This window comes from Altererythrobacter sp. C41, from assembly GCF_016803135.1.
In the GTDB taxonomy this organism is placed as follows: Bacteria; Pseudomonadota; Alphaproteobacteria; order Sphingomonadales; family Sphingomonadaceae; genus Pelagerythrobacter.
This window is the reverse complement of the sequence record NZ_JAEVFE010000003.1, coordinates 140,036-158,594: the sequence shown is the minus strand read 5'-3', so window position 1 is coordinate 158,594 and position 18,559 is coordinate 140,036. Positions and strand designations below refer to the sequence as shown.

Annotated in this window: 28 protein-coding genes; 22 read left to right on the top strand and 6 right to left on the bottom strand. The window is 66.7% G+C overall.

Going from position 1 to position 18,559, the window contains the following annotated elements; genetic code table 11:
• Nucleotides 1-2: 2 nt before the first annotated feature.
• The 5 genes from rbfA to rimP all read right to left on the bottom strand — a co-directional run bounded on the left by rbfA (nucleotide 3) and on the right by rimP (nucleotide 6,267).
• The gene (gene rbfA / locus JNO53_RS07715) at nucleotides 3-398 is read right to left on the bottom strand and encodes a 30S ribosome-binding factor RbfA (RefSeq protein ID WP_203109351.1); all 396 of its coding nucleotides are present in this window, start codon (nucleotides 396-398) and stop codon (nucleotides 3-5) included.
• A 353-nt stretch (nucleotides 399-751) separates the two neighbouring features.
• Nucleotides 752-3,289: a translation initiation factor IF-2 gene (gene infB / locus JNO53_RS07710; RefSeq protein WP_203109348.1), complete on the bottom strand. Its 2,538-nt coding sequence runs from the start codon at nucleotides 3,287-3,289 to the stop codon at nucleotides 752-754.
• A gap of 23 nt (nucleotides 3,290-3,312) precedes the next feature.
• Complete coding sequence (locus JNO53_RS07705) at nucleotides 3,313-4,056, bottom strand: DUF448 domain-containing protein (protein WP_203109347.1); 744 nt, start codon at nucleotides 4,054-4,056, stop codon at nucleotides 3,313-3,315.
• Nucleotides 4,037-5,701: a transcription termination factor NusA gene (gene nusA / locus JNO53_RS07700; RefSeq protein ID WP_203109345.1), complete on the bottom strand. Its 1,665-nt coding sequence runs from the start codon at nucleotides 5,699-5,701 to the stop codon at nucleotides 4,037-4,039. The genes JNO53_RS07705 and nusA overlap by 20 nt, the downstream gene beginning before the upstream one ends.
• Nucleotides 5,701-6,267, bottom strand: a complete 567-nt coding sequence (gene rimP, locus JNO53_RS07695; protein WP_203109343.1) for a ribosome maturation protein RimP — start codon at nucleotides 6,265-6,267, stop codon at nucleotides 5,701-5,703. Before rimP ends, nusA begins: the two co-directional genes overlap by 1 nt.
• A gap of 332 nt (nucleotides 6,268-6,599) precedes the next feature.
• Between rimP and rnk the strand changes: the two genes are divergently transcribed.
• From rnk to JNO53_RS07680, 3 genes are all read left to right on the top strand, one after another.
• Complete coding sequence (gene rnk, locus JNO53_RS07690; RefSeq protein WP_203109341.1) at nucleotides 6,600-7,004, top strand: nucleoside diphosphate kinase regulator; 405 nt, start codon at nucleotides 6,600-6,602, stop codon at nucleotides 7,002-7,004.
• Between the two features lie 105 nt (nucleotides 7,005-7,109).
• A complete protein-coding gene (locus tag JNO53_RS07685) occupies nucleotides 7,110-7,388 on the top strand; it encodes an antitoxin MazE-like protein (protein WP_203109339.1) in 279 nt (92 codons plus the stop codon).
• Nucleotides 7,385-7,714 carry a type II toxin-antitoxin system PemK/MazF family toxin gene (locus JNO53_RS07680; RefSeq protein ID WP_203109337.1) on the top strand — a complete coding sequence of 110 codons (330 nt, stop codon included), beginning with the start codon at nucleotides 7,385-7,387 and terminating at the stop codon, nucleotides 7,712-7,714. The genes JNO53_RS07685 and JNO53_RS07680 overlap by 4 nt, the downstream gene beginning before the upstream one ends.
• Before the next feature lies 1 nt (nucleotide 7,715).
• Here the strand turns inward: JNO53_RS07680 and pspF are convergent, their stop codons facing one another.
• The gene (gene pspF, locus JNO53_RS07675) at nucleotides 7,716-8,744 is read right to left on the bottom strand and encodes a phage shock protein operon transcriptional activator (RefSeq protein WP_203109335.1); all 1,029 of its coding nucleotides are present in this window, start codon (nucleotides 8,742-8,744) and stop codon (nucleotides 7,716-7,718) included.
• Between the two features lie 155 nt (nucleotides 8,745-8,899).
• Between pspF and JNO53_RS07670 the strand changes: the two genes are divergently transcribed.
• The 19 genes from JNO53_RS07670 to JNO53_RS07580 all read left to right on the top strand — a co-directional run bounded on the left by JNO53_RS07670 (nucleotide 8,900) and on the right by JNO53_RS07580 (nucleotide 18,552).
• Nucleotides 8,900-9,052, top strand: a complete 153-nt coding sequence (locus tag JNO53_RS07670) for a hypothetical protein (RefSeq protein ID WP_203109333.1) — start codon at nucleotides 8,900-8,902, stop codon at nucleotides 9,050-9,052.
• Entirely contained in the window at nucleotides 9,049-9,966 is a 918-nt protein-coding gene (pspA, locus tag JNO53_RS07665; protein WP_443111167.1) for a phage shock protein PspA, read from the top strand. The genes JNO53_RS07670 and pspA overlap by 4 nt, the downstream gene beginning before the upstream one ends.
• Before the next feature lie 3 nt (nucleotides 9,967-9,969).
• Nucleotides 9,970-10,263, top strand: coding sequence for an envelope stress response membrane protein PspB (gene pspB / locus JNO53_RS07660; RefSeq protein ID WP_203109331.1), 294 nt, complete (start codon nucleotides 9,970-9,972; stop codon nucleotides 10,261-10,263).
• Nucleotides 10,263-10,640: an envelope stress response membrane protein PspC gene (gene pspC, locus JNO53_RS07655; protein WP_203109329.1), complete on the top strand. Its 378-nt coding sequence runs from the start codon at nucleotides 10,263-10,265 to the stop codon at nucleotides 10,638-10,640. The genes pspB and pspC overlap by 1 nt, the downstream gene beginning before the upstream one ends.
• Nucleotides 10,641-10,668: 28 nt before the next feature.
• Entirely contained in the window at nucleotides 10,669-10,974 is a 306-nt protein-coding gene (locus tag JNO53_RS07650) for a phage shock protein B (protein WP_238401737.1), read from the top strand.
• Nucleotides 10,974-11,330, top strand: a complete 357-nt coding sequence (locus JNO53_RS07645; protein WP_203109327.1) for a hypothetical protein — start codon at nucleotides 10,974-10,976, stop codon at nucleotides 11,328-11,330. The genes JNO53_RS07650 and JNO53_RS07645 overlap by 1 nt, the downstream gene beginning before the upstream one ends.
• Nucleotides 11,330-11,617: a hypothetical protein gene (locus JNO53_RS07640; protein WP_203109325.1), complete on the top strand. Its 288-nt coding sequence runs from the start codon at nucleotides 11,330-11,332 to the stop codon at nucleotides 11,615-11,617. The genes JNO53_RS07645 and JNO53_RS07640 overlap by 1 nt, the downstream gene beginning before the upstream one ends.
• The gene (locus JNO53_RS07635) at nucleotides 11,614-11,868 is read left to right on the top strand and encodes a resistance to Congo red protein (RefSeq protein WP_203109322.1); all 255 of its coding nucleotides are present in this window, start codon (nucleotides 11,614-11,616) and stop codon (nucleotides 11,866-11,868) included. Before JNO53_RS07640 ends, JNO53_RS07635 begins: the two co-directional genes overlap by 4 nt.
• Nucleotides 11,869-11,909: 41 nt before the next feature.
• The gene (locus JNO53_RS07630) at nucleotides 11,910-12,149 is read left to right on the top strand and encodes a hypothetical protein (protein ID WP_203109319.1); all 240 of its coding nucleotides are present in this window, start codon (nucleotides 11,910-11,912) and stop codon (nucleotides 12,147-12,149) included.
• Nucleotides 12,150-12,344: 195 nt separating this feature from the next.
• Nucleotides 12,345-12,749 (top strand): GFA family protein, encoded by a 405-nt coding sequence (locus tag JNO53_RS07625; RefSeq protein ID WP_203109317.1) that lies wholly within the window; start codon nucleotides 12,345-12,347, stop codon nucleotides 12,747-12,749.
• A gap of 55 nt (nucleotides 12,750-12,804) precedes the next feature.
• The gene (locus tag JNO53_RS07620; protein ID WP_203109315.1) at nucleotides 12,805-13,626 is read left to right on the top strand and encodes an N-acyl homoserine lactonase family protein; all 822 of its coding nucleotides are present in this window, start codon (nucleotides 12,805-12,807) and stop codon (nucleotides 13,624-13,626) included.
• Entirely contained in the window at nucleotides 13,623-14,117 is a 495-nt protein-coding gene (locus tag JNO53_RS07615) for a DNA-deoxyinosine glycosylase (RefSeq protein ID WP_203109732.1), read from the top strand. Before JNO53_RS07620 ends, JNO53_RS07615 begins: the two co-directional genes overlap by 4 nt.
• Before the next feature lie 39 nt (nucleotides 14,118-14,156).
• Nucleotides 14,157-14,327, top strand: coding sequence for an isopropylmalate isomerase (locus tag JNO53_RS07610; protein WP_203109313.1), 171 nt, complete (start codon nucleotides 14,157-14,159; stop codon nucleotides 14,325-14,327).
• Nucleotides 14,327-14,929: a 3-isopropylmalate dehydratase small subunit gene (gene leuD, locus JNO53_RS07605; RefSeq protein WP_203109311.1), complete on the top strand. Its 603-nt coding sequence runs from the start codon at nucleotides 14,327-14,329 to the stop codon at nucleotides 14,927-14,929. Before JNO53_RS07610 ends, leuD begins: the two co-directional genes overlap by 1 nt.
• 393 nt (nucleotides 14,930-15,322) lie before the next feature.
• Complete coding sequence (locus tag JNO53_RS07600) at nucleotides 15,323-16,333, top strand: NADPH:quinone oxidoreductase family protein (RefSeq protein ID WP_203109309.1); 1,011 nt, start codon at nucleotides 15,323-15,325, stop codon at nucleotides 16,331-16,333.
• A gap of 231 nt (nucleotides 16,334-16,564) precedes the next feature.
• Nucleotides 16,565-16,888 carry a DUF1476 domain-containing protein gene (locus JNO53_RS07595; RefSeq protein ID WP_203109307.1) on the top strand — a complete coding sequence of 108 codons (324 nt, stop codon included), beginning with the start codon at nucleotides 16,565-16,567 and terminating at the stop codon, nucleotides 16,886-16,888.
• 22 nt (nucleotides 16,889-16,910) lie between these two features.
• The gene (locus JNO53_RS07590) at nucleotides 16,911-17,144 is read left to right on the top strand and encodes a BolA family protein (RefSeq protein ID WP_119514366.1); all 234 of its coding nucleotides are present in this window, start codon (nucleotides 16,911-16,913) and stop codon (nucleotides 17,142-17,144) included.
• A 38-nt stretch (nucleotides 17,145-17,182) separates the two neighbouring features.
• Nucleotides 17,183-17,509 carry a Grx4 family monothiol glutaredoxin gene (gene grxD, locus JNO53_RS07585; RefSeq protein WP_203109305.1) on the top strand — a complete coding sequence of 109 codons (327 nt, stop codon included), beginning with the start codon at nucleotides 17,183-17,185 and terminating at the stop codon, nucleotides 17,507-17,509.
• A gap of 269 nt (nucleotides 17,510-17,778) precedes the next feature.
• Nucleotides 17,779-18,552 (top strand): NUDIX hydrolase, encoded by a 774-nt coding sequence (locus JNO53_RS07580; protein ID WP_203109303.1) that lies wholly within the window; start codon nucleotides 17,779-17,781, stop codon nucleotides 18,550-18,552.
• Nucleotides 18,553-18,559: the final 7 nt, after the last annotated feature.

The following is an 18,559-nucleotide window of genomic DNA, read 5'->3' as shown; positions in this document are numbered from 1 at the left end:
GATCAGTCCTCGTCGAGATCCCGCGCGACGCGCGGATCGTTCAGCAGCCGCTCGATCCGCTCGGCCTCGTCGAAGCTCTCGTCGGGTTTGAACTGCAGCCTGGGCGCGAACTTGAGGCCGAGCCGCTTCGCCACCTCGCGCTGGAAGAAGGCGGTATTGGTGCGCAGCGCCTTCAGCACCGCCGTCTCGTCCTCGCCCAGCAGCGGCTTCACATAGGCATTAGCGTTGCGCAGGTCGGGCGTCATCCGCACCTCGGTCACGCTGACCGAATGCGCGGTCAGCACCTCGTCATGCACCTCGCCGCGTGCGAGCAGTTCGGACAGGATATGCCGCACCCGCTCCCCCACCTTGAGGACGCGGACCGACTGCTGTTCGGGGGTGGATTGGTTGCGGGCCATATTGAAAATCGGGGTCAAATGTGTATATAAGTGTTCGCTACCACGGTGAAGTTTCCAATTTCGCCTGCCGGGCTCGGATGTTGCCGCATCCGGGCCCGAATTCTTATCGGAGGCCGGCGTTGCCGCGCCGACCTCCTCACCGGTTACTTGCGGCTCAGCTCAACGAGCTTCACTACAAGCCCGACGAAAGCCACGATGAACGTGGCTACGCCGAGAACCAGAACTACCGCGAGTTCTATTTCCAATAAAATCACCTGCCTCTCCGCCGCAGTTGCGGCATGCAGCGGTAAGGCAGATTTCTATTGCTCCGGATAGCGCAGAATTTGCGCCGATTCCGATCAATCTCCTGAGACTTACAACGTCCGTTCGCGTTCCTCGACCTCGAACACTTCCAGGTGGTCGCCCGGCTTGATGTCGTTCGTGTCGGCCAGGACCACGCCGCATTCGAGACCGGCGCGGACTTCGTCCACGTCGTCCTTGAAGCGCCGAAGCGAGGCGATGACGGTCGCGCTGACGATGACGTCCTCGCGCGTGAGGCGCGCGTGCAGGCCCTTGCGGATGGCGCCTTCGAGCACGAGGAGGCCGGCGGCCTTATCCTTCTTGCCTGCAGGGAACACCTGCTTGACTTCGGCGCGGCCGACGACGTGCTCGATCCGCTCGGGTCCGAGCTCGCCCGCCATCTCCTTCGCGATTTCCTCGGTCAGGTGATAGATGACGTCGTAGTACATCATCCGCACCTTCTCGCGCTCGACCAGCTGGCGCGCCTTGGCATTCGGACGCACGTTGAAGCCGAGGATCGGCGCCTTCGAGGCGGCGGCGAGCTGCACGTCGCTTTCGGTGATCGCACCCACGCCCGCATGGAGCACGCGGACCTTGATGAGATCGTTCGAGAGATTGTGCAGCGCCGAATTGATCGCTTCCACGCTGCCCTGCACGTCCGCCTTCACCACCACCGGGAATTCGACGACGTTCGACTGAAGGTTGCTGAACATCGTGTCGAAGTTCGTCGGGGCGAGCGCCGTGCGCTTCTCGGTCGCCTTCTCCTGACGGTACTGCGCAACCTCGCGGGCACGCTGCTCGTTCTCGACCACGGTGAGCTGGTCGCCCGCCATCGGAACGCCGCCGAGGCCCAGGACCTCGACCGGCATCGAGGGGCCGGCTTCCTTGATCTGCTTGCCCTGGTCGTCGATCAGCGCGCGCACGCGGCCGCTCTCGGTGCCGACCACGAAAGTGTCGCCCCGCTTGAGCGTGCCGCGCGTGACGAGCACGGTCGCAACCGGGCCGCGGCCCTTGTCGAGCTGCGCCTCGATCACCGTCGCATCGGCCGCACGGTCGGGGTTGGCCTTGAGCTCCAGCAGCTCCGCCTGGAGCGCGATCTTCTCGAGCAGATCGTCGAGGCCCGTGCCCTTGAGGGCCGAAATCTCGACATCCTGCACGTCACCCGACATCTCCTCCACGATCACTTCGTGTTCGAGCAGACGCTCGCGGATGCGCTGCGGGTTGGCTTCTTCCTTGTCGACCTTGTTGATCGCGACGATCATCGGCACGCCCGCGGCCTTGGTGTGATTGATGGCCTCGATCGTCTGCGGCATGATCCCGTCGTCGGCGGCGACCACCAGCACGACGATGTCGGTCACGTTGGCACCGCGCGCGCGCATTTCGGTGAACGCGGCGTGGCCCGGCGTGTCGAGGAACGTGATCCTGTCGCCGCTCTTGGTTTTCACCTGATAGCTGCCGATGTGCTGGGTGATGCCGCCGGCCTCGCCCTTCACGACGTTGGTGCCGCGCAGCGCGTCGAGCAGCGAGGTCTTGCCGTGGTCGACGTGGCCCATGATGGTGACGACCGGCGGACGCGGCTTGAGCGCTTCGTCCGGGTCGACGTCCACGGTCGTGTCGATGTCGACGTCGCTTTCCGAGACGCGCGTGATGTTGTGGCCGAATTCCTCGACCAGCAGCTCTGCGGTATCCTGGTCGATCGTCTGATTGACGGTGACCATCATGCCCATGTTGAACAGCGCCTTCACCAGGTCGGCGCCCTTCTCGGCCATGCGGTTGGCGAGTTCCTGGACGGTGATCGCCTCGGGCACGACGACATCGCGCACCTGCTTCTCACGCGGCCGCGAAGGCCCGCCCTGCATCCGGCGCTCCTTCTCGCGCGCACGCTTGAGCGCGGCGAGCGAACGCGCGCGACGCCCTTCGTCCTCGTTGAGCGCCTTGGTGACGGTGAGCTTGCCCGAGCGGCGCTTGTCGACCCGCTCCGTGGCAGCGCTGCTGCCGCCGCGTTTGTCGTCCTTCTTCTTCTTTTCCGGCTTCTTCGGCTCGGGGCGCGCGACCGGGGTGAACCGGCGCGGCGCCGGGGCCTTGGTCTCGGCAGAGGCCGACGGCTGCGTCTCGGCCGGGGCCGGCGTCTCTTCCGCTTCGCCGGAGGCCGGCGCAGGCGCGGGGGCGGGCGCGGCGGCTTCCTCGGCCGCGCGCTTCTCCGCTTCCTCGGCGGCCTTGCGATTCTCCTCGGCGCGGCGCTTCTCGTCCTCGGCAGCCTGGCGCGCGGCTTCGTCGTCGCGGCGGCGTGCCTCTTCGGCCAGACGCAGGCGCTCTTCCTCGGCCTCGCGCTGAAGGCGCGCGACGCGTTCCTGCGGGGTCTCGCCCGGAGGCGCCTTCTTGGGCGCGGGCTTCTTCGCGACCGGCTCCGGCGCCGGGGGCGGCGGAGGGGGCGGCGGAGGGGGCGGCGGCGGCGCCGCTTCGCCCGGCTTGACGAGCTTGCGGCGGCGCTTCACCTCGACCGCGACCTTGTTGGTGCGGCCGTGACTGAAGGTCTGCTTGACCTCGCCCGCGTCCACCGACCTCTTCAGGCCGAGCGGTTTGCGGGGGCGCTGGTTGTCACTATCGCTCATAAAACTCGTCAATCCTTCAAAACTCAATCGGCTTCGTTCCCGGCCGAAACCGGGAACCGCGGCGGACCGGTAACCGGTTCACCGTCATCGTCGGCGGCCGCAAGGCCCCTGAAATGCAACAGGCGCGCGAGGATCGCTCGGATCCGCTCGGCCGCAGCATCACCGGCCAGCGCCAAGTGGACGACATTGTCGCGGCCCAATGCCACAGACAGCGCCGCCCGGTCCAGTGGCAAGCGGATGCCCCTCTCGCCGGTCCCTTCCGCCTCGCGCCCGACGCGCCAGGCCTGGTCGAGCTTCCTCGTCCCGTCCTCGCTCGCGTCGGCGGCGTGAAGCAGCAGAGCCACGCGCCCGCTGCGCGCGTGCTCGGCGATCCGGTCGGACCCCAAGATAAGCGCTCCGGCGCGCATTTCGAGCCCCAGCCGGTCGAGCAGCACGCGCACCAGCGCGTCGTCGACTTTCTGCGGCAGGTCCTCCGGCACGGTCAGCGGCGCGCCCTTGAACGCGCGCGCCAGCGCTCCGCGCAGCCGGCCTTTCGCCATTGCCTCTTCCAGTACTGCGCGGGTGACGCCGATCCAGGCGCCGCGGCCGGGAGCCTTGGCGAGCGGATCGGGCAGCACCAGCCCGTCCGGCGAAATCGCCAGCCGGATCAGCGCATCGCGCGCGCCATGCTCCCCGGAGAGGATGCATCGCCGCTCCGGCGCGGATTTCCCCGCACCGGCGGCGTCAGCGATGTCGGACGTCAGGCGCTCATTGTTCGGAGTCCGCATCGGCGGCCTCCTCGGTGACGGGTTCCTCGGCGGCAGGCGCAGGAGCCGGTTCTTCATCTTCGAACCAGTGCGCGCGCGCGGCCATGATGATCTCGTTGCCCTGCTCTTCGCTCAGGCCGTATTCGCCGAGCACGCCGCCCTTGTCGTGCTCGCGGGCCGCGGGGCGCCGGGTCGGCGGACCATCGGCATTGTTGCGGCGGCGCGGGGCTTCGCGCTTCTTGGCGATCAGCTCGTCGGTGGCGAGGTCGGCCAGGTCGTCGAGCGTCTTGATGCCGGCCTTGCCCAGCGTGACGAGCATCTGCTCGGTCAGGTGCGGGATCTCGGCCAGGGCATCCTCGACGCCGAGTTCGCGGCGCTCGGTGCGCGCCGCTTCCTCGTGCCGCTCGATCGCCTCGAGCGCGCGGCTCTGCAGCTCTTCGGCGAGTTCCTCGTCGAAGCCCTCGATCGAGGCCAGCTCGTCGAGCTCCACATAGGCCACTTCGTCGAGCTCGGCGAAGCCTTCGGCGACGAGAAGCTGCGACAGCGTCTCGTCGACGTCGAGCTCTTCCTCGAACATCTTCGAGCGTTCGGCGAATTCCTTCTGCCGCTTCTCGCTCGCCTCTTCCTCGGTCATGATGTCGATCTGGTGACCGGTGAGCTGGCTGGCGAGGCGCACGTTCTGGCCGCGGCGGCCGATCGCGAGGCTGAGCTGGTCGTCGGGCACCACGACCTCGATCCGCCCTTCGTCCTCGTCGAGCACGACGCGGCTGACCGTGGCGGGCTGGAGCGCGTTGACCACGAACGTCGCCGTGTCCTCGCTCCAGGGAATGATGTCGATCTTCTCGCCCTGCAGTTCCTGCACCACCGCCTGGACGCGGCTGCCCTTCATGCCGACGCAGGCGCCGACCGGGTCGATCGAGCTGTCGCGGCTGATCACGCCGATCTTGGCGCGGCTGCCCGGGTCGCGGGCGGCAGCCTTGATCTCGATGATGCCGTCGTAGATCTCGGGCACTTCCTGCGCGAAGAGCTTCTTCATGAATTCGGGATGCGCGCGGCTGAGGAAGATCTGCTGCCCGCGGTTGTTGCGCTCGACTTTGGTGATCAGCGCGCGCACGCGCTCGCCGACGCGGGCCGCCTCGCGCGGGATTTGCTGGTCGCGGCGGATGACGCCTTCGGCCCGGCCGAGGTTGACGATCACATGGCCAAATTCGACCGACTTGATCACGCCGGTGATCACTTCGCCGGCGCGGTCCTTGAATTCCTCGTACTGGCGCTCGCGCTCCGCATCGCGGACCTTCTGGAAGATCACCTGCTTGGCGCTCTGCGCGTCGATGCGGCCGAGATCGACCGGCGGCAGCGGATCGACGATGAAGTCGCCCAGCTTCGCCTCGCTATCGAGCTTCTTCGCCGCGTCGAGATCGACCTGCTTGAAGTAGTCCTCGACCTCCTCGACCACCTCGACCACGCGCCACAGGCGCAGGTCGCCGGTCTGCGGGTCGAGCTTGGCGCGAATGTCGTTCTCCGCGCCGTAGCGGTTGCGCGCGCTCTTCTGGATCGCTTCTTCCATCGCCTCGATGACGATCGCCTTGTCGATCATCTTCTCCGAGGCGACCGCGTTCGCGATCGCAAGCAGCTCGGCCTTGTTGGCGGAAATTGCACTGGCCATCAGTCGTCAGCCTTCTCTTCTGTGACTTCGTCGATTTCGTCGGCACCAGTGGTGTCGAGCGGTCTGGTTGCGGCGATGAGTTCGTCGGTAAGGACGAGCTTCGCCGAATGGATTGCGTCGAGCGGCACCGCGATGCGGCCCGCCTTGCGGTCTTCGATCACGGCCTTGCCGTCCTCGAAACCGCCGAGAGGCCCGCGCAGGTTGCGCAGCCCGTCGATCTTCTCGACCAGCGCGAACTTGGCCTCGTGCCCCGCCCAGTTCTCGAAATCCTTGGGCCGGGTGAGCGGCCGGTCGATTCCGGGGGAGCTGACCTCGAGGTGATAGGCGCCTTCGACCAGCACCGTGCCCTGTTCCTCGAGTGCGTCGATCCGGTCGGAGATGCGGCGCGACAGTGCGGCACACTGGTCGAGCACGAGCTGCCCGGTCGCCGGATCTTCGGCCATGACCTGCAGGGCCTGCCCGCCCTCGCCGGCTTCCGAGGCGATCATCTTCACGCGCACGAGATCGAAGCCGAGCGCGTTCGCTTCGGGCTCGATGATCTCGGTCAGGCGTGTCAGATCGGCCATTCGGTCTCCATGTCTACACGACGGATGCGACAGGCAGGTTGCTCAAAGGCCCTTTGGCCGGCCCCTTGCGGCGCCAGCCCCTCCAGTGTCGCGACAATGTCGGGATTGATGCGCAGATAGACCTGGCAATCCGCATTTGCAACTCCATTTGACACCCACGCAGCAAGGTGACAGCATCGCACGATGAACACGGCATACTTTCGACATCACGGGGAACAGCTTCTCGCGGGCATCTAGCCCCGGGTCCGGTGCGCGCACGCCCCGTACCCGGGGCGAGCATCCAACCTTTGTTGCGCCTCGCGCATGTTTCCATCTTTCGAAAGATTCGATCAATGACCCCCGAGCAGGCCGCGCAGCGGCCTCCCATCACCCTCATCGAAAGCGAAGCCGACACACTGGCCGATCTCGCCTTCGGGATTCGCGCCCGCCATCCTAACGTCAGCCGCCTGCTGCTCGAGGAAATCGACCGGGCGGATACCCTTTCCGCCGAGGATATGCCCGGCGACGTGGTGACCATGGGCTCGACAGTCGAGTTCGCCGTCCAGAAGACGGGCGAACGGCGGACGGTAAAGCTCGTCTATCCGAAAGACGCCGATATCGCCGAGGGGCGGCTCTCGATCCTGACCCCGGTCGGCGCCGGCCTGATCGGCCTGCGCATCGGCCAGTCGATAAGCTGGCCCGACCGCAACGGCGAGGAACGCCTGCTGACGATCGAAAACGTCACGCAGCCGGACTAACGGCAGACAACCCTGCGCATCTCGCTCGCGCCCGGCGGCATCGCCGGCGCGCGCGCTTGCGCGTGGCGCTTACCCACATTACGTTACATGTAACGGAGATATGCGATGGGCAAGCACGAGCCTCTCACCACTGCCGAGCGAGCCGCAAGGCGGCGCGCCAAGCTGCGAGCACAAGGCCTCAGGCCAAAGCAGTTCTGGCTGCCGGATGTGAACGATCCCGCGTTCATCCGAGAAGCGGAACGGCAGTCCAGGTTGGCGGCCCAATGCTCCGACAGCGAGGAAGTTCAAAAGCTGATCGATTCGTGGAACGATGAGTTGTTCGCGGAACTCGACGCTGCCGAAGCAGAATTTCATGCTGCCGAAAACGCCAGCGACGATCGGTGAAGCGCGGGGAAATCTGGGTCGGCACGGAAACTTCGGACTACACTCGAAAGCCCCGCCCCTGGATCATCGTACAGAGCGATCGTTTTAGCGATACCGATTCCGTCCTCGCCATCCCGTTGACATCCATGTCGGTGGATTTGCCTCTGCTCCGCGTTGCCGTTGGAGCGGGTGGATCTACCGGATTACAGATCGATAGCTGGGTCATGCTCGAAAAACTGAACGTCATGCGCCGTTCGCGGCTGCGCAAACGGATCGGGGTGATCGGCGATGTGACGCTAGCGGAGTTGGAAAGGAAGCTGATGGTCGTTCTTGGCTTCGCCGGCTAGCCTATTCGCCCTCCATCAACCCGTGTTTCTTGATGCAATGGCGTAGCTGATCGTAGGTGAGGCCGAGCGCCCGCGCCGTCTGGCGCTGGTTCCAGCGATGCTTGCCGAGCGCATGCTCGACGATGCGGCGTTCGTGCGCGTCGACCTCGGCGCGCAAATCCTCGACCGTATCGAGGTCGAGCCCGCCTTGCCGGGCGGGCGCTGCCGGGGAGGCCGCGCCGGTCTGCGCCTTGCGCGTGGAGGGCGAGAACGGTTTCCACGGCGAATCGAACGGATCGAACTGCACGTGCCCGATCGGCTCGTGCCAGCTATCCCAGCGATAGACCGCGCGCTCGACCACGTTGCGCAGCTCGCGCACGTTGCCCGGCCAGGCGTGGTCCTCGAGCTGGCGCGCGACGTGCTCTGCGAAGCCGGGCCAGCCTTCCCAGTGCAGCTCCGCCGCCATGCGGCGGCCGAAGTATTCGGCGAGCACCTCGACGTCGCCCTCGCGCACGCGCAGCGGCGGCAGGGTGATGACTTCGAAGCTCAGCCGGTCGAGCAGGTCGGCGCGGAACTCGCCGCGCTCGGCCAGTTCGGGCAGGTTTTCATTGGTCGCGGCGACGATCCGCACGTCGACTCGAATCGGGCGGCTCGAACCGATCCGGGTGACTTCGCCGTATTCGACCGCGCGCAGCAGCCGTTCCTGCGCCGCCATCGACAGCGTGCCCAGTTCGTCGAGGAAAAGCGTCCCTTTATCGGCTTCCTCGAACCTTCCCGCGCGCACTCTGGTAGCACCGGTGAACGCTCCGGCCTCGTGGCCGAACAGCTCCGCCTCGATCAGCGTTTCGGGGAGCGCGGCGCAGTTCATCGTCACGAGCGGCTCGTCCCAGCGGGTCGAGAGGCGGTGGAGGCGTTCGGCGATCAGTTCCTTGCCGGTCCCCCGCTCGCCGATCACCAGCACCGGCCTGCGCATCGGAGCCGCGCGGCTGGCGCGTTCGACCGCGTCGAGAAACGCGCTCGATTGACCGATGAACTGGCTGTCGCGATCCATGGCCAACCTATAGTGAAATTCGCCGATTGTTGGCAATAGAAACCAACGCTTATCCTGCGATATGAGAAGATGCTCTTGTTATTTCACAGTTTTATGAGTTTGGCACACCTCTTGCGAAATCGTTCCCGTAACCGAGTTCCGGGAGGACCCACACGATGTACGACCGCCGCTTCTTTCAGACCAAGCTGGGACAGGCCGCCCTCGCCAGCATTACCGCGATGGCCCTGTTCGTGGCGCTGAGCGGCCAGATGCAGGCGACCCCGGCCATGGCCGCGACGATCGGCTGCGAACAGGTCGAACTGGCGTGATCAAGCCGACCGATCTCGACCCGTTTGGGCCGGAGCGCGAGCCCCCCCAGTCCCGCGGCGCCGGACACCGCGCCGATCGCGCTTCGGCCCATAGCCGCCTCTCGCGCCTCGACGAGGAAGTCGAGCGCCTGCGCACCAGCCCCACCCCCACGCAGGGCCGGTCGCACGCCCGCGCCGGCAGCGGCTGGTCGAGCGAGTTCAATTTCAACGGAGTGCCCCTGATGGGAATTTTCAGCCGTACCCGCGACATCATCGCCGCGAACTTCAACGACATGCTCGACAAGGCCGACGACCCGGCCAAGATGATCCGCATGATCATCCTCGAGATGGAGGAGACGCTGGTCGAGGTCCGCGCGAGCGCCGCGCGCACCATCGCCGACCAGAAGGAGATGCATCGCCATACGGTCAAGCTCGACCGGCTCCAGGCCGACTGGGCGGAAAAGGCCCAGCTCGCGCTGAGCAAGGATCGCGAGGATCTCGCCCGCGCCGCACTGGTCGAGAAGAAGAAGGCGGCCGACATGGCCGATCAGCTCAAGCAGGAGATCGCCGTGCTCGACGATGCGCTGCGCGCTTACGAGCAGGACATCGCCAAGCTGCAGCAGCGCCTGCGCGAAGCCCGCAGCCGCCAGACGGCGATCGCCGCGCGCCTCGAAAGCGCCGAGAACCGCGTCAAGCTGCGCACGCTGATGAGCACCGAGCGGACCGACGAGGCGCTGGCGCGCTTCGACCAGCTCGAACGCCGCGTCGACTATGCCGAAGGGCGCGCCGACGCGCTCTCGCTGTCGGACGGCAGCAACCAGCTCTCGCTCGCCGACGAGATCGCCTCGCTCGAGGACTCGGACAAGGTCGATGCCGAACTGGAAGCCATGAAGCGCGCGCTCGGCAAGGGCGACGCAGGAAACAAGGGGGACTGATCCATGGACAAAGTGCTGGTAGTTGCCGCAATCTTTATCGCGCTGCCGTGGATCATTCTCCACTATGTTACCAAGTGGAAGACCTCGGCGACAATCACCACGGACGATGAAGCGCTGCTCGATGAGCTCTACAGCCTCGCCAAGCGGCTCGACGAGCGGATGGACACGGTCGAGCGGCTCGTCGCCTCGGACAACCCCGAGTTCAAGCCGGCCCGGCTGATGCACGACCGCGAAGTCGACAACGAAAAGCTGCGCGAGCTCGACCGCCTGCTCGCCGAGAAGAAGGGAGCCCACTAGTGAACAGCTCGCGCACCACGCTCTACCGGGACAAGCAGAACGCCAAGCTGATGGGCGTCTGCGCCGGGATCGCGGACTACACCGGGGTCAACGCGCTCTGGGTCCGGCTCGGCTTCATCGGGCTGACGTTCCTGGCGGGCGGCGGCACCATCCCGTTCTACTTCATCGCCGGCCTGCTGCTGAACAAGAAGCCGCCGCATCTCTACGTCGACCGGGAGGAGCAGCAGTACTGGCAGCGCGTGCGGCAGAGCCCGAAGCGCACCGCCCGCGAGATCCGCGCCCGCATGCGCGACATCGACCGCCGCCTGGCCGAAGTCGAAACCTACTACGTCTCCAGCAACCCGCGCCTGACCGCCGAGATCGAGCGCCTGCGCTGAGAACACCCGCCAAGGAAGGGGAAACGAAATGGAGCTTGGAATTCTCGTACCGCTGGCGCCCTTCCTGATGGTGCTCGGCATCGTCTGGATCGTGAAGCACAGCAAGCTGGAGGAGAAGCGCATCGCCGCCACCGCCAGCCAGACGGCGGAACAGGCCGCGCAGTACTCCAGCCGCGTCGCGGAGCTCGAACAGCGGGTCCAGGTGCTCGAACGCATCGTCACCGACCGCGGCTACGACATCGCCACCCAGATCGAGGCCCTGCGCGACAAGCGCGAGGTCGAGGAACGCGACGCCGGCGTGCCGCTGCGCATGCCGAACAAGGAGAACGCGTGATGCAGGTGCAAGGCATCGAACTCCTCCCCTACGTGCCCTGGATCATCGCCGGCGCGACCGCCGTGGGTCTGGCGAGCGTGTTCGGATGGATCCACACCACGCGGCTGCGGATTAAGCACGGCTACCCGCTGGAAGGTATGTGGGGCCAGTCGCTCAAGCCGAGCACCGATGCCCAGGCGGCCGAGCGGATCAAGCTGCTGACGCAGGAGAACGCCGAGCTGCGCGCCGAAATGGGATCGATGAAGGACCGCCTCGCCAACGTGGAGCGGATCGTCACCGACAGCGGCTACCAGCTCACGCATGAGATCAACCGGCTGCACGACATCCGTCCCGCCGACAAGGAAGGCGTCAACTGATGTCCGCCCAGCTCATCGCCATCCTCATCTTCGTGGTCGTGATCACGGCGGTGGTCCTCGGGATCGGCAACGACATGCTGCACCGCTGGCTGCGCCACAAGGAACGGCACATGGAGCTGATGGCGAACAAGACCGCCGAACAGGCCGCGCAATATGCGACCCGGGCCGAGAAGCTGGAGCAGCGCGTCCGCGTGCTCGAGCGGATCGCGACCGACCGCGGCGCCGATCTCGCGATGGAGATCGAGGACCTGCGCGACCAGCCGGATATCGGGGAGAAACTGCAATGAGCTTCTGGACCGCTCTGGTCGTGATCGTCGCCATCTGGGGCTTCGTGCAGATCGTCACTTCGCGCCAGGCCCACCGCAGGCGCCGGCACGGCGAACCCGGGACCGACCTCGCCGCGCCCCCGCCCGATCCCGGCACCCGGCGCGAGCTGGAGGAACTGCGCGAGCGAGTGAAGGTCCTTGAACAGATCACCGTCGACGGGCGCGAGGCCAAGGCGATCGCCGACGAGATCGAGCGGCTGCGCGACAAGTAAGGACCGGCACGAGAGGATTCGAACGGGAAGGAGCAATGCACATGAGCGACCAGATCATCATCGCCGCCGCAGCGCTCGTCGCAATAGGCATCATCGCCCTCGCCGCGCTGCGCGGCTGGCAGGGCTGGCTGGCGCTCAAGGAACGCGAGCTCGAGCGCGGCGCCCATCCTCAGCGAGAGATCGAAGGTGGCGCGCCGATCGGCGCCGCCCGCATCGAAATCGCCGACCTCAAGGAACGCATCCGCAAACTCGAAGCCATCGCCAGCGGGGTGGATCTGTAAGCCCATACCGCCGGCGAGGACGCGTCATTCTCGCTTCCCTGAGACGATGAATCGGGGCGGGTATGGCGCCGGCTATGGCGCGACGGCGAGCAAGAGGAGCATGGCTATCAAGTCGATCCCGATGATTGCCCCCGTTTCGACGAAGGAAGCGGCTAAGCTCATCACCGATCTCGCTGGCGGGCGAGAGCGCGCGTGATGAAGGGGAGCTGCCTCTGCGGGCGCGTCACCCTCGCGTTGCCGCGCAGCCCCGATTACATCCACCTCTGCAACTGCCGCCTGTGCCGCAGTTCCGGCGCAGCCTGGGGTTATTTCGATCCGGCCGAGGTGAAGGTCGATGGCGAGGTCGCGGGGTATTCGCGCGAGGACCTCGACGACCCTTGGCTCGTGCTCCATTTCTGCCCACGCTGCGGCGCGACCACGCACTATACCGCCAGCGGCGCGCACCCCCTGGACCGCATCGGCGTCAACACCCGGTTGTTCGCGCAGGACGAAATCGACGGCGTCGGGGTGAGCTACCGGGACGGCCGCTGCGTGTTCGACGAGGATGACGAGTTCATAGAGACGGGCACCGGCCACATCGGCGACGGCAAGGCCTTCTGACCGCTTGACCTCTGCGCCTCGCGCGCCGCACAACCGCGCGGGGAGGAACGAGGCGATGAAACGACTTCTGGCGATTGCGCTCGCCTGCGCGCCCATGGCGGCAAGCGCGGCGGAGCAGGCACCCGACCTGAGCCTCACCCGGCTCGATTGCGGGCGGGCGATCGAGCCCTGGCCGCTGGGCGCGTTCGACGACACCGGCGGCGCGGCCGATCTGAAGAAGGCGATCGTCGGATCGTGCTACCTCGTCCGGCACGACGAGCGGCTGATGATCTGGGACACGGGCATCGACCCGGCCACCAGCGGCGATCCGGATGGCGGCTTCCTGCTCGACCGGACTCTGGTCGAGCAACTGGCGCAGCTCGGCGTGACGCCGGCCGATATCGAGTTCGTCGGCGTGAGCCACTACCACTACGACCACACGGGTCAGGCCAAGGCCTTCCCACAGGCCACCCTGCTGATCGGCGAGGAGGACTGGCAGGCGATCACGCACGATCCGCCGCTCGGCAACGCCAACCCCGCGGATTTTCCGGCCTGGATCGCCGGCAAGGCGAAGGTCGAGACATTCGCCGGCGACAAGGACGTGTTCGGCGACCGCAGCGTGGTGATCCTCGACATGCCCGGCCACACGCCCGGACACCACGCGCTGCTCGTCCGCCTGCCTCGGACCGGGCCGGTGCTGCTGACCGGCGACCTTGCCCATTTCACCGAGAACTACGAGCGCGAAGGGGTGCCCACGTTCAATACCGACCGCGCCGACACGCTCGCCTCGTTCGACCGCTTCAAGAAGATGGCGCAGAACCTCGGCGCGAAAGTCGTCATCCAGCACGAGCCGGCCGACGTCGCCAGGCTGCCGACCTTTCCAGAGGCTGCCCGCTGACCGCGCGCAAGTCCGCCTTCGCCGCAGTCGCCGCGCCCGACGCGCGGGTGCTGATCCTCGGCAGCCTGCCGGGCGAGGCCTCGCTCGCCGCGCGGCGGTATTATGCGCATCCGCAGAACCGGTTCTGGCACCTCGTCGGCCGCGCGATCGGCGTGGACCTCGCAGGGCTCGACTACGACGACCGGCTCGAAGCGCTCAAGGCGCACCGGATCGCGTTGTGGGACACGGTCGCCTCTGCGCACCGGCTCGGCAGCGGCGACGCCGCGATCCGCGAGGCCGAGCATGCGCCGCTCGCCGAGTTCGTCGCCACCCTGTCCGGCTTGCGCGCGGTCGCCTTCAACGGCCGCAAGAGCGCCGCGATCGGGCGGCCGCAGCTTGCCGGCAGCGATCTGGCATTGATCGACCTGCCGTCTTCGTCTCCCGCCTACGCCGCCATGCCGCTGGCCGAGAAAGAGCGCCTTTGGGCGCGTCTAGCCGATTTCCTCGCCTGACCCCTTGCCAAGAATCCGCGGGCCTCGCATGAAAGCCCGATGACCAAGAAACTCCCCAGTTCGCTCGGCGGAAAGGCCGCTCTGGCGGGCGCCGCGATCGGATCGGCGGCCATTGCCGCCGCCATGCTCTACGCCTCCAAGCGCAAGCCGAAGAACGCGCCGACCCAGCCCGGCCCGATCCCGTCCGGCGAAAAGCCGGAGACCGATTGATGGAGCCGGTCTCGACCATAGAGGGGCGCGCGATCCCGTTCGGCGCCAAGAACGTCGACACCGACGTGATCATTCCGGCGCACTGGCTCAAGACGATGACCCGCGAGGGCCTTGGGCGCGGCGCGTTCGAGGCGGTGCGGGCGCAGCCCGGCAACGTGTTCGACGATCCGGAGTTCGCCGGCGCCCCGATCCTGATCGCGGGCGACAACTTCGGCTGCGGGTCGAGCCGCGAGCACGCCGCCTGGGCGATCCTCGACCTCGGCATTCGCGCGGTCATCGCGCCCAGCTTCTCCGACATCTTCAGCGGCAACGCGTTCAAGAACGGCATCCTGACCGTGGCCCTGCCGCAGGATCAGATCGACCGCCTGCTCGAAGTGGCGCGCGAACACCCGGTTTCGATCGATCTCGAGCACCAGACCGTCACCACGCCCTTCCAGGACCGCTTCACATTCGAGATCGATCCCTTCCGCAAGCACTGCCTGCTGGAAGGGCTCGACGAAGTCGGCCTCACGCTGACCCGCGACGCGGCGATTGCGGATTACGAACAGCGCCAGGCGCAGGACCTGCCCTGGCTCGCCGCTCCTCGGGAAAAAGCCGCATGAAGGCCGCCTTGTGAAAGGCAGGCGCGTCGTTCGCGAACACGCCGGGCGGCAGGCCGGTGTCGCGCGTTCGGCGACGCCTTTTCGGGGATTCGCGCAGAGATCGCAAAGCGGGCAGAGGTTGGGATTCACGCGGAGACGCGGAGAGAAGGTTCGGGCCGACGGGCCCCTTGCCCACCTCGTCGGCGCACCACGCTTCAACGTCGAAACACGAAGGACCGCTTCGCGGCCGGCACGCCATCTCTGCGTCTCCGCGCCTCTGCGAGAACCAGCCCTGCTTCCTCCGCGATCTCTGCGCGCTCGGCGCGAACATTCCATCGCCGGGAACCGGCACGACCGCTCGCCCCCAACCGGGGCAGCTCGCAAATCCCACGATCGTCATATGAAAGCCCAATCATGAAAGCATTGCGCACTCACGCCGTCGGCGGACCCGACACGCTCACGCTGGACGAAGTCGAGGTGCCGCAGCCGGCCAAGGGGCAGGTGCTGGTCGACGTGAAGGCCTGCGCGATCAACTTTCCCGACACGCTGATGATCCGCGATCTCTATCAGTTCAAGCCGGAGCGGCCCTACGCGCCCGGCGGCGAGATCGCGGGGGTGATCGAGGCGGTCGGCGAAGGCGTCGAAGGCTGGCAGGTCGGCGACCGCGTGCTTGCCGGGATCGGCAACGGCGGACTGGCGGAGAAAGTCGCGGTGCCCGCGGCGCGCATGTTCGCGGTGCCCGAAGGGGTGCCGTTCGAAAAGGCCGCCTCGCTGATGATGACTTACGGCACGACGATCCACGGGCTCAAGGATCGCGGCCATATCAAGGAAGGCGACGTGCTGCTCGTGCTCGGCGCGGCGGGGGGCGTCGGCCTCTCGGCGGTCGAGCTCGGCAAGGCTTACGGCGCGCGGGTGATCGCCGCCGTCTCCAGCGAGGAGAAGGGCGAAGTCGCCCGCAAGGCCGGGGCGGACGAGGTGGTCGTCTATCCCAAGGGCGAGATGGACAAGGCTGCCAGCAAGGAACTGGCGAACGCCTTCAAGGCCGCCTGCGGGCCCGAAGGCGCGAACATCGTCTACGACGTCGTCGGCGGGCAGTATTCGGAGCCGGCCCTGCGCGCTATCGCGTGGGAGGGGCGCTTCCTGGTGGTCGGCTTTCCCGCGGGTATCGCCAGGATGCCGCTCAACCTCACGCTGCTGAAGTCGTGCGACATCTGCGGCGTGTTCTGGGGCGCCTTCACTGCACGCGAGCCCGAGCGGTTCCGCGCCCAGGTGGACGAGCTGTTCGGCCTGCTGAAGGCGGGCAGGATCGATCCGCTGATCTCCGAGACGTTCCCGCTCGAACGCGGCGGCGAGGCGATCGCCAGGCTGGAGAACCGGCAGGCGGTCGGCAAGCTCGTGGTGACGATGGGCAGCGGGTCGGTTTGAACACCCTCTCCCCTCCCGCATGCGGGAGGGGCAGCGAGACCTGGTGAGCGCAGCGAACCTGGTCGCAGCGGGGTGGGCTGTTGCAACCTCGCTGCCCGCCTCCTCCCACCTGCGGGAGAGGGAAAGACCCGCGCTCGGATATGCGGGCAATCATACACGGGCAATGGAGTGACTTGCCCGAGCGCGGGCAGGCGACTATCTCGACCTCCTATCCCAACCCAAGAGGATTGCATGACCGACTTCAAGGATCGCGAACGCGCGGAAGAAGCCAAGTTCGCGATGGACGGGGAAACCGCGTTTCGCGTCGCGGCGCGGCGTAATCGCCTGCTGGGCGAGTGGGCGGCCGGCCTGATGGGCCTTACGGCCGAGGAAGCCGATGCCTACAAGAAGGCGGTCGTCCAGGCCGATTTCGAGGAAGCCGGCGACGAGGACGTGATCCGCAAGCTGCTCGGCGACCTCACCGCCGCCGAATGCGATGTCAGCGAAGCCGACATCCGCGCCAAGCTCGACGAGAAGACCGTCGAGGCCAAGCGCCAGTTGATGAGCGAAAGCTGATCGGCGCGCCTAGGAACCCGTCATGCCGATGAGCGCCGCCGAAATCGAAGGGATGATCAAGTCCGCCCTGCCCGATGCCGAAGTCGAGATCCGCGATCTCGCCGGCGACGGAGATCACTATGCGGCGCACGTCGTCTCCCCCGCCTTCGCCGGAAAGAGCCGGGTGCAGCAGCACAAGATGGTCTACGAGGCGCTCGGCGGGAAAATGGGCGGCGTGCTCCATGCCTTGCAACTGACCACGCAAGCGCCCACCTGACTCTCACGACTTGCATTACCTGAGCGGAAGTTTTTCCCATGTCCGATACCAATGAGCGCATTTCCGGCATCGTCGGCGAGAACGATGTGGTCCTCTTCATGAAAGGCACGCCGTTGTTCCCGCAGTGCGGCTTTTCCAGCCGTGCGGTGGCGATCCTCGATCACTGCGGCGTCTCGTACGAGAGCGTCGACGTGCTGCAGGACATGGAGATCCGGCAGGGGATCAAGGCCTTCTCCGACTGGCCGACCATCCCGCAGCTCTACGTGAAGGGCGAATTCGTCGGCGGCAGCGACATCATGATGGAGATGTTCGAAGCCGGCGAGCTTCAGCAGCTTCTCACCGAAAAGCAGGTCGCCAAGGCCTGACGTTCCGCCTCGCGGATGCAGAAAGGGCCCGTCCGATTTCTCGGGCGGGCCCTTTCGCTTGCGGGGAGACGGCGCCGGAGACTGGGGGGTGGCGCCGCCTCGTTCGAAGACCACTGTGGGTGCGGTCTGCAATGCATTCCCCGTGCCAGTTCTCCCGAATGGCGCGAATGTGCTGCAGGCGAAGGTGAAGAGGCATTAACCCTGCACGCCGAGTGTCAGAAATTCCGACACCCCTTGGCATCCCGCCCGCGCGCCTCCACAGTCCTTCGATGAGCGACATCCCCGCAGACGGCATTCCCGCCGCCACCCTCGTGATCTTCCGCCGCGGCCCCGGGGGCGCCCCCCCCGAACTTCTAATGGTCACACGCGCGAATTTCATGAAATTCGCCGCCGGCGCCGCCGTCTTCCCCGGCGGCCGGGTCGATCAGGCGGATCGGGATCTCGCCGAGCGCCAGAACGGGATTGAAAACACGGACGAAGCCGCCCACCGCATCGCCGCGATCCGCGAGACGCTGGAGGAAACCGGACTCGCGGTCGGGCTGGTCGGCGACATCGACGCGGAGCGCGCGGCCGAGGCGCGCCGGATCCTCCACGAGAGGGACGCCCTGGCGCCCGTGCTCGAGATGATGGACTGGTCGCTCGATCTCGAGGCAATCGTGCCCTTCGCCCGCTGGTTCCCCAAGAACGAGCGCCTGCCGCGGGTGTTCGACACGCGCTTCTATCTCGCCGACCTCGGCACCGGCGCCGTCGACATCGCGGTCGACGCGACGGAGAACACGCACCTGTTCTGGATCACCGCCCGCGATGCCCTCGCCGCCGCCGACCGCGGCGAGATCAGCGTGATCTTCCCCACTCGCCGCAACCTCGAACGCCTCGCGCAGTTCGATGACTTCGACGCTGCCCTGACCGACTGCGCCGCCCATCCGCCCCGCACGATCATCCCCTTCTTCGAAGAGCATGACGGCGAAGGCTGGATCTGCATTCCCGACGATGCCGGCTACCCCGTCACCCGCGAGCGCCTGCAGGGCCTCAGCCGCGGCTAGCAACTGC

What these genes read in the sequence shown, in the direction of transcription:
- JNO53_RS07595 (WP_203109307.1), top strand. Translation starts at nt 16,565, where the DNA reads ATGACCGACTTCAAGGATCGCGAACGCGCGGAAGAAGCCAAGTTCGCG.
- infB (WP_203109348.1), bottom strand. Translation starts at nt 3,289, where the DNA reads ATGAGCGATAGTGACAACCAGCGCCCCCGCAAACCGCTCGGCCTGAAG.
- JNO53_RS07670 (WP_203109333.1), top strand. Translation starts at nt 8,900, where the DNA reads ATGTACGACCGCCGCTTCTTTCAGACCAAGCTGGGACAGGCCGCCCTC.
- JNO53_RS07645 (WP_203109327.1), top strand. Translation starts at nt 10,974, where the DNA reads ATGCAGGTGCAAGGCATCGAACTCCTCCCCTACGTGCCCTGGATCATC.
- pspB (WP_203109331.1), top strand. Translation starts at nt 9,970, where the DNA reads ATGGACAAAGTGCTGGTAGTTGCCGCAATCTTTATCGCGCTGCCGTGG.
- grxD (WP_203109305.1), top strand. Translation starts at nt 17,183, where the DNA reads ATGTCCGATACCAATGAGCGCATTTCCGGCATCGTCGGCGAGAACGAT.
- JNO53_RS07625 (WP_203109317.1), top strand. Translation starts at nt 12,345, where the DNA reads ATGAAGGGGAGCTGCCTCTGCGGGCGCGTCACCCTCGCGTTGCCGCGC.
- JNO53_RS07650 (WP_238401737.1), top strand. Translation starts at nt 10,669, where the DNA reads ATGGAGCTTGGAATTCTCGTACCGCTGGCGCCCTTCCTGATGGTGCTC.
- rimP (WP_203109343.1), bottom strand. Translation starts at nt 6,267, where the DNA reads ATGGCCGATCTGACACGCCTGACCGAGATCATCGAGCCCGAAGCGAAC.
- nusA (WP_203109345.1), bottom strand. Translation starts at nt 5,701, where the DNA reads ATGGCCAGTGCAATTTCCGCCAACAAGGCCGAGCTGCTTGCGATCGCG.
- rbfA (WP_203109351.1), bottom strand. Translation starts at nt 398, where the DNA reads ATGGCCCGCAACCAATCCACCCCCGAACAGCAGTCGGTCCGCGTCCTC.
- JNO53_RS07620 (WP_203109315.1), top strand. Translation starts at nt 12,805, where the DNA reads ATGAAACGACTTCTGGCGATTGCGCTCGCCTGCGCGCCCATGGCGGCA.
- JNO53_RS07600 (WP_203109309.1), top strand. Translation starts at nt 15,323, where the DNA reads ATGAAAGCATTGCGCACTCACGCCGTCGGCGGACCCGACACGCTCACG.
- JNO53_RS07640 (WP_203109325.1), top strand. Translation starts at nt 11,330, where the DNA reads ATGTCCGCCCAGCTCATCGCCATCCTCATCTTCGTGGTCGTGATCACG.
- JNO53_RS07685 (WP_203109339.1), top strand. Translation starts at nt 7,110, where the DNA reads ATGGGCAAGCACGAGCCTCTCACCACTGCCGAGCGAGCCGCAAGGCGG.
- JNO53_RS07630 (WP_203109319.1), top strand. Translation starts at nt 11,910, where the DNA reads ATGAGCGACCAGATCATCATCGCCGCCGCAGCGCTCGTCGCAATAGGC.
- JNO53_RS07580 (WP_203109303.1), top strand. Translation starts at nt 17,779, where the DNA reads ATGAGCGACATCCCCGCAGACGGCATTCCCGCCGCCACCCTCGTGATC.
- pspF (WP_203109335.1), bottom strand. Translation starts at nt 8,744, where the DNA reads ATGGATCGCGACAGCCAGTTCATCGGTCAATCGAGCGCGTTTCTCGAC.
- JNO53_RS07590 (WP_119514366.1), top strand. Translation starts at nt 16,911, where the DNA reads ATGCCGATGAGCGCCGCCGAAATCGAAGGGATGATCAAGTCCGCCCTG.
- JNO53_RS07635 (WP_203109322.1), top strand. Translation starts at nt 11,614, where the DNA reads ATGAGCTTCTGGACCGCTCTGGTCGTGATCGTCGCCATCTGGGGCTTC.
- rnk (WP_203109341.1), top strand. Translation starts at nt 6,600, where the DNA reads ATGACCCCCGAGCAGGCCGCGCAGCGGCCTCCCATCACCCTCATCGAA.
- leuD (WP_203109311.1), top strand. Translation starts at nt 14,327, where the DNA reads ATGGAGCCGGTCTCGACCATAGAGGGGCGCGCGATCCCGTTCGGCGCC.
- JNO53_RS07610 (WP_203109313.1), top strand. Translation starts at nt 14,157, where the DNA reads ATGACCAAGAAACTCCCCAGTTCGCTCGGCGGAAAGGCCGCTCTGGCG.
- JNO53_RS07705 (WP_203109347.1), bottom strand. Translation starts at nt 4,056, where the DNA reads ATGCGGACTCCGAACAATGAGCGCCTGACGTCCGACATCGCTGACGCC.